A 12619-nucleotide genomic window follows, 5' to 3' on the forward strand; every position below is an offset into this window, starting at 1 on the left:
GAAATGATTGCGTGCTTCGGCCAGTTCCTCATTCAAATGCGAGATTAAATCGCGACTCAACTAAAGAAGAAATTACTTTTCTACGACACCATCCTGCTTTTTGAGTCACTATTGACTACCTACCGTCATTGCTGCTCCAAAATTAGCAGCGTCAAACGTTTCTTTAAGAGCGATTGAATTCGCAAATATTCCACCCTTAGATGCCTTACTCCCTTTAAAACTAGCCTCGGATAGGGCATTTAAAGCCTCTTTTTCAAGAAAGCGATTATAGCGCTCTCTAAGATTCTTAAATTTTTTAGCTGTTGCTAACTGTGAGGCTACCGTTTGTCCTCCTAAGATAGGAGTTTGTATTTTTTCAACAGTTTCTACGGGTGAAGTATAATTTAGCTTGGCATCACAGTAGCTTACGAGATTCGATGAATTTTTATTGCCGCCAAAACCATAAAACCAGCACCGTTTTATAAAGCGGATAATAGAGAAAAACCACGAACTTAGATAATTGTTTAATTGCGATTCTACCTGGGCTTCGAGGTTAATTTTTTGTAAAAGTTTTTCATGTGATTTGTCGGGTTGAGATGCCATTAACAAGTCACAGCAGCGCTGAACCAGAGAGTATTTTTTTTGTAAACCAAAATGTTTTATTAAGTTAATTTCCAGTTGAGGAGATTGGGGCACTGTTTTTAAGTGCTTATAGTTATAAAACCGGGCCATATGATGAAGAATAGTACCATCCAATAGTAATGGATTTTTGCTAAAAATTTCTTCTAAAGTAGAGAATAAACAAACACTTACGTTCCTATCGGGAAATTTTGCCATAACTTGTGAAACAGCGTGCAATTTAGCTGGCTCTTTTTGAAATTCCCTGGAAGAAAAATAATCTTTTACCAATTGACTCAGGGGCTCAGTTTCACCTGAATAATTAAGCAGAAAGGCACTAATAATTGGCAAGGTAGTCATAGAAGTACTCATTGACCAACTCTCTTCATTAAGTTGTTTCCAGTCTACCAAAGCTTGATTTTCTTTAAGCAGTTCAGTAATTTCTTCTGTTTTGGGGTGTTCGTCATCAAACCACCCCTTCATTTTTGAGATAATGTCTGTGACAGTTTTTTTGACTTGAGGTGGTATATATTCTCGTGCAGCAATCGCATGCAGATAAGAGCGCTCCATTACCTTTCCAGCAGTGGCGGGGTCAAATTTGCCTTGGCTATTATAGAAAAGCTGGGTTTGCCCGAAATTAGCGCAACGAAAGACTAGTTCACTCATTAATTTTTTACCAATAATATACTGCTTGTCTGGATTGTCTAACTGATGAAAATGTCGTCTTATAAAATCACTCATTTCTTTTAATTCAGCGCTGGACCATGACAGCTTTTCGCTATAGCGAAGCTCCTGTTTTTGAAATATTTGTTGGCGCTGCTTTGTCAGAATAAGAAGCAATAGACGGTATTGCGTACTTTGAGACCAATGTTTTTGCTCATTGACTGCCTTTACAAGTGGCATACAGTGATGTTTATAAAAGAAACCAGTAAGACTATCAGCCAACTGACCTTCTACTTCTTTGATGGCTGTGGTTTCTGATGCATGTAAAAAAACTTTCCACAGGATATTCGCGTAGTCTTCTGAGGAAACGAGTGTGGTTAATAACGCGTCATAGCTTATTTCTGTAACTAGTTTTTGTTCGAAACATCGTTCCTGCAATAATTGCAAAGATGCACCAAGTAATTGGGATTGATTTTCTTCCTGCGCAAATTGGGCAAATAGTTGAAAACCGTCTTTAAACCATGGCTTTTGATAATGGTTCTGCAGGTAGTCTGCAAAAATTTTTTTACTATTTCCTTGCTTGAAGAATGCAAAAATTGCTTGTTGATGTTCTAATTTAAATAATTCATGACGTCTGGTGTCATCCTGTAAAATTGCTTCAAATAATTGCTCGGCATTTTCAATAAGAGTTATGGTTTGCAATAACGAAAAAAGCATTTCTGAGGAAAGATTTTTTACAATAACTTGTAAATTCTCTTTGGGAACAGGTTTTTTGGCTTCTGCCATATGGGTATGAATTTGCAGTTCTAGCCAGGAATGTTTCTCTGGCTCACAATTTGAATAGAGCACTTCTAAAGTATTTTCTGTAAAAATATCTGTCATTAATAACTCAAGCGCTGCAGGTGATTGAGATAACTGAAGAGTAGGAACTTTAGCGACAAGCAAAGCGCTGGTATTTTTTTGGAAAAGATTTTCTCTTTTCAACTCCCCAGTCATTGTTAAAGTACCCATTTGACAACGATTCTCATCATATAATGCCATGCCAGGATAGACGCTTGAAAGCTTAAGAAGTGAACAGGGTATATCATCAATAAAAGTCATTGCCTGATTGGCTTCATTAACAAAACCAATTTTTTCTCCTTCGGCATTATAGATGGTGACGTTTGATTTTCTAGTTAATTCGAGTTGTTCGAAATTTTTATAAGGCAAATAGTGTGTTAGCCACTTTGATAAGGTATTCTGAGCAATGTCGATGTCTCCTTTATTACGCAGAGCGCGACTCACTACAAAATCAGCAACTTTAAATAAAAAATCTGACCTTAAACTTATTAAGCTGCTATTGTAGTGTGTATAAAGCACGCTTAATGCAGCATCAGCGAGTTCAGGCTCATTTTTCTTTAAATCAGTACAATTATCTTCTAATTGATTAAGCAAGGCTCTAATGCTGTCATCTGCGCGGAAGCTTAAAAGCCGCTCACGTTTCTTTAAGAGATGCTCCAGACGTTTAGGATCGGACAATAGCGATTTTTCAACCCGACTTAACATTTCCTGATGATGTTCATAAAAAGCTAGTTTAGTTTTCAACCATTGATTTAAATGTTCAAATTCATCTTGCTTCAGCGTTAATGAAATAAAGCGGTAACGTTCAATCAGTGTCTGAATAACCGTAGGAGTACTGGCAGCTATAAATCGAGGTGATGTCAATAAACGCTGTATCCACACACCATCCGCAGTTAATAAATTTAAATCGGTGCTGTTGCCACCAAGAATGTCAATAGCAATTTCTCTTAACTGCTGATCGGCTAATAGTGTTAAATCTTGCTGTCCCAACTGCATTTTAATCGTATTTAAAACGTGTGGGTTTGAGGAGGATTGCAATTGGCATAATTTGGTTAAAAGTGTTCTACAAGCGATGTCATAGGAACTGTCATCACTATTTAAACCTGCCAGACAATGCGCTACTAATTGCTCAGTAGTTTCAGGAGTTATTTGGGAGAGGGCCTCATTAGTATGTTTTGCTCCCATAGTATTCAATAAATGACTTAAACTAATCACAAATGCCCGGCTTTCAGCGGTTGGTTTTTTTTGTAAAACGGCACTGTAAGAAGCCACCAGAATAGTGATAGCGGCAGGACTTGGAGTGCTTACATGCTCATCGATTATTTGGTTAAGCTTTTCAAGCTTAGCACACGTGCTTCCTTCATTACTCAATAAACCTGCTTTAAGTAGTTTAAAAGAGATGACTTTTGTAGAATAAGCTTCCAACACTTCTAGTCGCTGTTGTAGCCAGACTGAGGATTCTTTCGGCAGCGATAGATTATTTTGCATAGCTAGTATCTTTAATGGCATCTGTTGCTGCTTGCCTGTCAAAACATAGGCTGCAATGCTTTTTAGATCCATTAATTGTGCCTGTGCACAAAGTTGTATAAATTGTGCAAGTCTCTCTTCATCGGCTTCATAAAATGTGGTTAGCAAGTCAGTAGGATTAAAGTCCGATAAACTTAAAACCCGCAAATCGATCATTAAGGGGGAAATTTTGTCCCGTAAGCTTAGATATTCATTAATTTGATTATCCACTAAAACCCAATCTTCTCGTACTGTAGTTCTTAGGAGATCAGACATATTGTTGAATAAAAATTCTTGCTCACTGCTTGCGCCACAAGTTAAAACCCAGTGGAACAAAAAGCCCAGTAATTGGTCACGCCCAGGGTTTGCTAGTACGCCAGAAACAATACTTTGATTATATTGTTCCAGAATTTGCTGAGTTTGTGATGCTTGGCGACATGTGGTATCAAAAAGTTCTTTTGAAGGTATTTTTGTGTTTAATAATTGTCCAAATGTGATTGTAGAGTCATCAAACAGTATTGTTTCGGCATATTCGTTACTGTCTTTTTCAATCTGTGCACAAATGAGCTGGGTTTGCTGGCAAAGAGAATGAATTTCATTAGGGGAAAATAGACGTTCAAATTCTTTAATCGCATTGCCATATTTGGCTTTTAGTGAAGGAGTATTTTTAATGGATTTGCATGCCAGGGTGGTTTGCGAGAAATTCAGCTCCAGTGTTTTTAAGAGCGGAATAAGTTTATCGTTTAATAATAAGGGACTTGAACCAAGATGAAATAAAAACAAGTGAGAGGCTATTTTATCAAATTCTGCTATTAAATTTAGCAAGGTAACTTTAAGAGAGAGGGGCGGCTCATTGTCGAAAAAAGATAATAATTGCTGTGCTTGCTCACGAAATTGATCGAAATGATTAATCAATACGGCAAGATTAAATCGCTGCTTTTTATTTTCCAGATCACAAAGGGTGGTTAAAAATTCTAGCCTTTGTTGCGAATCACTTGCAGGAGCGGAGTTTAAGAGTCCAGTAACCAGCAATCGAGATTGGAAAATTTTTTGCAATCTCGTAATGAGTTGCTTGGCATCAGCCGGCTTACATGTGGCAAGAAAGGCAGCAAACGCGGGTTGATTTGCTGTAATACTGGTTATTTTATAATCCAGAGCAAACGCCATAAACAGATCGTACAGTAAGCCATTAGGAATTAATGGATCACTCTCCCTATATTTGGTAAAAATAGCTTGTACTCGTTGATTTAATGAAAGTTCTTCCTTGCTTAATACGGCCTTAATATATTGTTTAACTTTAGGATGGTGCGCCACATTTAGCGTACATTGAAGTTGTGCATCTGCTAGTAAATTGCCCTTATCAAGCAGTTGCAGTTCTTTTTCAAGTTGAGAAAACAGTTGAGTAATTTTCTCCTGATTGACGGGTGTGGTGCTTAACAATTTTTCAATAGTTAATACAATTAAGGAGGGATTAAGGCGCTGTTCACATAAGGATAAAAGTGTTTGTCCTGACAAATTAGCCGCCAATTCCTTAAGAATCTCAGGTGGCAGGTGTGTTAAAGGTGATTTTTGAAAATGTACTGTAGCAATTGTTTCCAATGCATTGATATTATTGCCTGCCAAATCTTCGAGTAACTTATAATGGGCCTGATGTTCTGCAGTGGTTAATTGTGAAAAAATTGCAGGTTGAAGCAGTCCTCGAGAGAGTAACAAATGCAACGTTTTTCTGGTGTTTTCATTTAACTCAAGTGAATATAAAAGCGCAAAAAAATGAGGTGAATTTAATGAGAACAATACTACTATTAATTGAAGTTGTAAGGCATTACGTTGAAGATAACGATCTTCCTCCTGCTGCAATCTTGTTAAATTTTCTAATACAAATTTTTTGATAGCCTGCAAGATTACTTCCTCACTGGTATTATTCGATAACAATTTTGCAATACCCTGCAGTAATAAAATGTAGCAATCATTTCTTTGAAGGGAATATTGTTTCAGCACAGAAGAAAGGGAGGAGGTACTTGAGGTTTGTTGCAATGTTCGTTGTAATTCTTCATAACTATAAACTGGAGGATTTATTGCAAGAAAAGTCTTTATAAGGGTTTTCAGAATACTTTCATTCGAACTTGCTGCCTCAATAAACGTTTGTAAAACGGCCGCATGATTATTTGCTATAGTTTCATCAATCGCTGTTCGACCATGAGTATCCGGCTTGAGCAAAGCGCCTTTGGCAAGTAAGAGAGAGACTAAACTAACATGACCTCTACTGGCTGCATGCGACAACAGTGTTTTTTGTTCGCCCCAGCGACAATGAATTAAATCAGGATGTTGTGTAAGCAACTCATGAATCCAGCTCAAGTCATGACAGGTTAAAGATGAAGGGTTCTCCTGATAGATAAATTTATAAATGGGTGTGGCAATTAAAAGATTGCTTACGTCTTCTTGATTTGCTTCCTGAGCAACCTGCAGCATTCCCTTGGACGTAGAATACACGCAATGATTAACAGGTGCATCAGGTTGTTGTACAAAAAATGCCACTACTTCGGTATTATTGCTTTTGGCGGCCAGATGCATGATGGAATTAAATTGTGAAACAGAAACCTCACTTAATAGCGGTTTTAAAAGGGGTTCGCGATAAATTTTTTGTGCTATTTTTAGAGCTACTGTTTTGTTATCAGTACGTTGAAAGGCGAGTTCCAAGGGTGTCTTGTTTGACCCATTGGTTCTACGGGAGGTTAATAATTTCTCAATATCGGTAGTTGGAAATTGCTGTAACAAAAAAGATAAAAGTTCTGATACCACATTGTCAGGTTGATATTCAAAAATACCGTGCAATAAATTTGCACTGCTACCGGTAAAATAACTACCGCCAAAGACTAATCGGTATAACCAATTGCCATCATATTTATAGAGTAACTGTAAAACTGCAAGTGTTATTGGTTCCGGTGGATTCTCAGCAAAAAAATCAATTAGCGCCTCATAGGTAGGTGGAAAAGGACTTGTTTTAAAGAATTCAAACAGGATTTTTTTATTCAAGTGATTTAGTGCTTCGATCAAAACAGCAGAAGTATGTGTATCTTTAAAATTAAGAATTCTACGTAGAGTAGAAAAATCATTGGAATAAGTTTCAGTAAACAGGCACTTTATGATGTGTTTTTCGTTAAGAGAGGTAATTTTTTGTGCGAGGAGTAGTCGGCAGTGTTCTGGGGCATGATGCATAATAGTTTCCATGACCCACTCGTTGGCTTTTGGGTCACTATGATGCTGATAAACCTGGGATAACAAACCAGCGATTTCTTCATGTGAAGATTGTAGTAAAATTTGGGTGATTTCCTGACACACCACTGATGGGGCAAAAACAAAAATGGTGTTTAAAAGCAAACGATAGCTTAGCCCATTCGTTGATAAATAACTCGCCCGGTCAAAATTTGGCGTAGGGCGGTCATAAGGATGCTGTTTGGTAAACAACTGCGTTTGCTCGTTTGCCTCTTCCGATAAATGAGAAAGAAGTGTACTTCTTAAGCGTGGGTTTTTTAGTTGCTCTATTGCCTTTTTAGTTTCACTGACAATGCTCATAAAAATAATCCTTATTATTAGGCAGCCTTTCAATCCTTTAGGCAAAGATCATTTTATCTAAACCATGGGTACAGACAAGATAAAACTAAAAAGATTACAGGCGCATACGTTAAATGCCTATTATACCTAATGCTATGGTCTTTTCAGCGGGGAAAAAGGATGGTCTGATTCCTCAGGGTGAAATTCAGGTTTATTTTGCCATAGAGCGTTATAACTGTTCTGTAATGGATTAGGAGATGGAGAAGGTGGGAGTGATTGCTCGATTTCCAGAGAGTTTGTGAGCAGCTGATAACTGTCTGACTCAGACCTGAATTCTCTACCGAGTGTATAATCCAGCCAACAGTAGAGCGATAATGAACCCAGACTTATTCCTAATGTGGTAGAGATTATAAAGGTAAAAAGGGCTGCGGGAGGGAAGAAAAGCGAAATAGTGGCGCCTATTGCAGGAACCAGCGTCATTACTGTACTTAGGACGGTATACTGCATATAAGCTGTTTCAGCATGTGAGGTATTTTGGGTAATATTGTGTTTATGGTATTCGGCGATGCACCAAACCAAATTGCTGGCAAAGAACAGCCAGCTTGCCGGTACCAGCATAGCGGGCATAAAAATACCTGCAACACAACAAATAATGGCTATTGCACCAAGTATGGCAGCAATTCGGTGTTGATTTTTGACCTCAACAAATCCATACCAGTGCGTTTTTTGCCGTGGATAATCAGGATAGAGTTGGCAGGCTGCCAACCATAATGCATAGCCTATTGAGTAAAAAAACAAAGCACCCAGGTTCGACAATGCAGCTAAAAATACAAAAGGTGAGTGTTGTAGTTGAGAAACTACAAAACCTAAGAAGAAAAAAACACCACTTGCAGTATCAAGTCTTTCCGCAATCCTCACCAGAGCACCTTTTTTGCTTAATGCCTGGTATATTAATGAATTGAACGGAAAAACTAAAGTCTAAGCGGTTGTTTTTAGAACATTGACTTACATGCATGTTCGCAAATGGTTATGTTCAAGAATCGGAGGCAGGTGTGTAAAACTAGGGTGGTTGATTTGCTGCGATCGGAAGACTTATCCTGACTAAAAGCCCTCCATCCTTGCGATTCATCGCATGAATACTCCCTTGATGCAATTTTATAGCTTGTTGTGCTATTGATAAGCCTAGTCCATAACCGCCCGTTTTCTTTTCTCTTGAAGTATCTACACGATAAAAAGGATTAAAGATTCGCTGCAATTGTTCTTCAGGAACGCCAGGGCCATTGTCAGCTATATCAATATAAACCTGCGAATGGTTTTCATCATAATGCAAAGCCACATCTACCTTGGGATTGGGTGCTGAATAGCGTAATGCATTGCGAATAATGTTTTCAATGGCGCGGTGAATTAGTCGTCCATCCAAGAATAATTGGCAATCTTGAGTTTCTTGTAAAAAAACGCCAGGTTGATTGGCTCCCAACTCGAAATTAGCGTCGGCAATAATTTGTTTGAGCAACACGGGTACATCAATAATAGTTCGGTTAAGAGGAGTAGAAGATTTCTCAAGTCTTGCAAATTCCAAAATTTCACCAATTAAGGTATTCAGGCGTGAGCATTCCACTTCCATGCGGGCAAATTCAACATCAGCCAAATTAGTTGCTTTTTTTCTGCCTAATTCAATGGCAATTTGTAAGCGGGCAAGAGGGGAACGTAATTCATGAGAGATATCTTGTAGCAAGCGTTCTTTTGAATTCATAATTGCTTCGAGTTGTTCTGCCATCCTGTCGAATTCACCGCTTAACTCAGCGATTTCATCACGATGATGCCCCTTGATGCGACCCACACGTGTGCTTAATCGACCTGTGGCAATGGATTTGGCGGCCATTCTTAAAGAGCGTAAAGGTTGTGTTAAGTAGATAGACAACAAATAACAAATAAGTCCGCTTATAAAAATAGCGATCATTAAGCGAATCGTGAGTCCTGCCCAGGGGATTTCCACAAAATGCGCCAAAGGTTTCTCACTGACCGCGACAAGACGATAAGCTCTGCCTGAAGTAGATAGTATTTCATGGCTGACGATGATGTCACCAAATTTTAGTAAACCATCATCAAGTTCTTCATCAACTAAATTATTAGAGATATGCTTAACAACTTCCGGAGGAATTTGATTCCCAATAATTTCACCTGTACTACTGAGTAAATAAAGCGTCATTTTTCTGGACATGCCAATTTGATTAAGCCATTTTTTTAAAGCACTATGTTGTCCTGATTCAAACGTGGCGACTGCTGCATTGGCATAACTATCCATAAAAACGCGTTCACGCGCAGGAATTGAGGATTTTTGGGCTATTTCACTCGTCACCCAGGCTGTGGTGATGATAATAAGGATAGTGGCTAACCAAAACGATAGAAAAATTTTCCAATACAAACTACGCATTAAACATATATCCGAAACCACGTACGGTTTTAACCAGAGGTTCTCCTTCAGGATTATCGCCCAATTTATTGCGTAGATTACTAATGTGAACATCAATACTGCGATCATAAGCAGTATATTTTCTACCTAAGGCATATTCTGTTAACTCTTCTTTAGAAAAAGCCTGACCTGGTGATTTAATGAGCATTTCAAGAATATTAAATTCTGCATTGGTTAACTCCATAGGCTGACCATGGTGCGTTGCCAGACGTTTAGAGCAATCCACTACAATGTCATGATGTTCTATAATTGGGCGTTGAGTGGGTATTTTTTGAGTGCGTCTTAAAATAGCGCGTAATCTGGCCACTAATTCACGTGGATTGCAAGGTTTGGGTAAATAATCATCAGCCCCAATTTCCAAACCTACAATACGGTCAATATCATCCCCACGGGCAGTTAACATTAATACCGGTGTTTCCAGGTGTTCACGAATAGCTTTTAGTACTTCAAAGCCATTTAATTTGGGAAGCATGACATCTAAAATGATGGCATCAAATACTTGGTTAAGTGCTTTTTTAACGGCACTTTCACCATCATGAACACAGACGACATTAAAGCCTTCTGGTTCCAGATATTGCACCAGAAGGTCCGTAAGTTCAGTATCGTCATCTACAATCAAGATGCTATTATTCATTTCTCAATTGCCCTCGATTTTATCAGTTGGTTGAATGATCTCTATCATTAAAGAAAGACGCATTAAGTAGCTATCAGTTTATCTTTTGCAGGCCGCTTATCAAGACAACCTAATAATTTAATGCGTCGAGCATCAGCATTGATAACCTTGAATTCAAACTGATCAATTGTAATTGTTTCTCCACGCTGTGGTAAATGTCCAAAATTTGTCATCACAATTCCACCGATGGTGTCATAGCTTTCATCACTAAAATTAGCATGCAGTTGCTCATTGAATTCTTCTATTGGTGTATGGGCTTTAACGATGTAATAAAAATCCCCATGTGCTTTTATGTAAGCTTCCTCATCAATATCAAATTCATCTTCGATATCACCAATTATTTGCTCAATAATATCCTCTATGGTTACAAAACCACTCACTGCGCCATATTCATCAACAACAATTGCCATATGATTTCGATTATTACGAAACTCACTTAATAATAAATCAAGGCGTTTACTTTCAGGTACAAAGGTGGCTTGACGAATAATATCGTGCAAGTCAAATTCCTTTTTTTTCTCAAGTTGAAAACCTAATAAATCTTTAGCATGCAAAATGCCAATTATTTCATCTTTATGATCGCCTGTAACCGGAAAGCGAGAGTGTCCCGAACTACTAACAATATCAATTATTTTTTCCAGTTCAAGGTCCTGGGCAATAGAAGTCATTTGCTTTTTGGGAAGCATAATGTCACGAACGCGCATCTGGGAAAATTGAATAACACCTTCCATCATATTGAGGGTTTCAGAGTCTATCAATGCGCGAATATGAGCATCACGCAATAAGTTAATTAATTCCTCTTTATTTTGCGGTTCAACTTGTAAAAACTGCCTTATCCTCATTAATAAAGAACCGTTATCATCCTCTCTGCTCAAAGTATTTATCCTCTGTAGTATGATAGGGATTAAAAAAACCTAGTTTTGCCAGGAATTTTATTTCTTGTTCCTGCATAACTTTCGCATCGCTCTCTTCAATATGATCATAGCCTAACAAATGCAAGACTCCATGGATGACGATGTGTGCCCAATGTGCTACTAGCGGTTTACCAAGTTTAATACTTTCAGTCTGTAAAACGGCAGGACAAATGATTACATCTCCTAGTAAGGGATATTCAAGTGCAATATTATCAGGAATAGCACTGGGAAAAGCGAGCACATTCGTTGCCTTATCCTGTTTTCTGTAGACTCTATTGAGTTCCCTGATTTCTTCTTTGTCCACTACACGTAATGTTAACTCAGCGGAGTCCATCGATTCAATCAAGGGCAATTGTGCCCAGGTAACAAGCGAATTTTCATCGACTGGGAGTTTATCATTGCTGACGAGTTGTAAGTCTATATGGTAGCTCATTCTTTATTATCCTTGTTTACACGTTCATAAGAATCAATAATACGTGAAACCAAAGGATGGCGTACTACTTCTCGGCTTGTAAAGTAATGAATGCTAATCTCGGAAATATCACGCAGAACTTTAACGGCATGACTTAATCCTGATTCTGTTCCTTTAGGCAAATCCATCTGAGTAATATCTCCAGTAATCACTGTTTTTGAACCAAATCCCATACGTGTAAGAAACATTTTCATTTGAGATACGGTGGTATTTTGTGCTTCGTCAAGAATGATAAACGCTTCGTTCAATGTTCGACCGCGCATGAATGCCAAAGGTAGCACTTCAATTACATCCGTTTGAATGAGTTTTTGTGCTTCTTTGAAGCCAATCATTTCATACAGAGCATCATAAATAGGCCGTAAATAAGGAAGAACTTTTTCAACCAAATCTCCGGGTAAAAATCCTAATTTTTCACCTGCTTCAACGGCAGGCCTTACAAATACCAGCCGTTGGACCTCCCCTTTTTCAAACGCTTCTATTGCCTTCGATACAGCCAGATAAGTTTTTCCTGTACCTGCAGGACCAACAGCAAAAGTAATATCGTACTTGCTAATGCTGTTCAAATAATCCGCTTGCTTGGCATTACGAGGCAAAATGGTTTTGCGGCTTAATTTAATAGATTGAGACATCACAGTTTTTGGATCCTTATTTTTAAGAAATGAATTAACAGTTTCTGCCTGAATGGGTTTGTCAGCTAATTGATGTAGTTGTTTTATCACTTGTTTTGCTTTTAGTAATCCTGGATGAGAATAACCAAATAATCTCACTTCATCATGGCCAACCTTGATGTTAATGTCAAAAAATAGCTCAATCAATTTAATATTTTCGTGAAAAACTCCACACAGATTTGCCAGTTGCTGTGAATTTAGATGAGGGTAATTCAGCGTTTCGTTTTGTAGTTTACTGCTCAATGTCAATTAAAAATAAGT

Annotated in this window: 7 protein-coding genes; all 7 read right to left on the reverse strand. The window is 38.1% G+C overall.

Annotated elements, in window-relative coordinates:
* Positions 1 to 108: 108 nt before the first annotated feature.
* Positions 109 to 7179: a hypothetical protein gene (locus tag clem_RS05785; RefSeq protein ID WP_094090762.1), complete on the reverse strand. Its 7071-nt coding sequence runs from the start codon at positions 7177 to 7179 to the stop codon at positions 109 to 111.
* A gap of 132 nt (positions 7180 to 7311) precedes the next feature.
* Positions 7312 to 8076: a hypothetical protein gene (locus clem_RS05790; RefSeq protein ID WP_094090763.1), complete on the reverse strand. Its 765-nt coding sequence runs from the start codon at positions 8074 to 8076 to the stop codon at positions 7312 to 7314.
* A 142-nt stretch (positions 8077 to 8218) separates the two neighbouring features.
* Positions 8219 to 9592: a two-component system sensor histidine kinase CpxA gene (gene cpxA / locus clem_RS05795; RefSeq protein ID WP_094090764.1), complete on the reverse strand. Its 1374-nt coding sequence runs from the start codon at positions 9590 to 9592 to the stop codon at positions 8219 to 8221.
* A complete protein-coding gene (gene cpxR / locus clem_RS05800; RefSeq protein ID WP_094090765.1) occupies positions 9585 to 10265 on the reverse strand; it encodes a two-component system response regulator CpxR in 681 nt (226 codons plus the stop codon). Before cpxR ends, cpxA begins: the two co-directional genes overlap by 8 nt.
* Before the next feature lie 62 nt (positions 10266 to 10327).
* Positions 10328 to 11179: an HlyC/CorC family transporter gene (locus clem_RS05805; RefSeq protein WP_094090766.1), complete on the reverse strand. Its 852-nt coding sequence runs from the start codon at positions 11177 to 11179 to the stop codon at positions 10328 to 10330.
* A complete protein-coding gene (gene ybeY / locus clem_RS05810; protein WP_094090767.1) occupies positions 11163 to 11651 on the reverse strand; it encodes an rRNA maturation RNase YbeY in 489 nt (162 codons plus the stop codon). The genes clem_RS05805 and ybeY overlap by 17 nt, the downstream gene beginning before the upstream one ends.
* The gene (locus tag clem_RS05815; RefSeq protein ID WP_094090768.1) at positions 11648 to 12601 is read right to left on the reverse strand and encodes a PhoH family protein; all 954 of its coding nucleotides are present in this window, start codon (positions 12599 to 12601) and stop codon (positions 11648 to 11650) included. The genes ybeY and clem_RS05815 overlap by 4 nt, the downstream gene beginning before the upstream one ends.
* Between the last annotated feature and the right edge of the window lie 18 nt (positions 12602 to 12619).

It is taken from the genome of Legionella clemsonensis (genome assembly GCF_002240035.1).
GTDB lineage: Bacteria > Pseudomonadota > Gammaproteobacteria > Legionellales > Legionellaceae > Tatlockia > Tatlockia clemsonensis.

Coding starts and splice junctions, on each gene's coding strand:
- cpxR (WP_094090765.1), bottom strand. CDS start 10,265: ATGAATAATAGCATCTTGATTGTAGATGACGATACTGAACTTACGGAC.
- clem_RS05785 (WP_094090762.1), bottom strand. CDS start 7,179: ATGAGCATTGTCAGTGAAACTAAAAAGGCAATAGAGCAACTAAAAAAC.
- cpxA (WP_094090764.1), bottom strand. CDS start 9,592: ATGCGTAGTTTGTATTGGAAAATTTTTCTATCGTTTTGGTTAGCCACT.
- ybeY (WP_094090767.1), bottom strand. CDS start 11,651: ATGAGCTACCATATAGACTTACAACTCGTCAGCAATGATAAACTCCCA.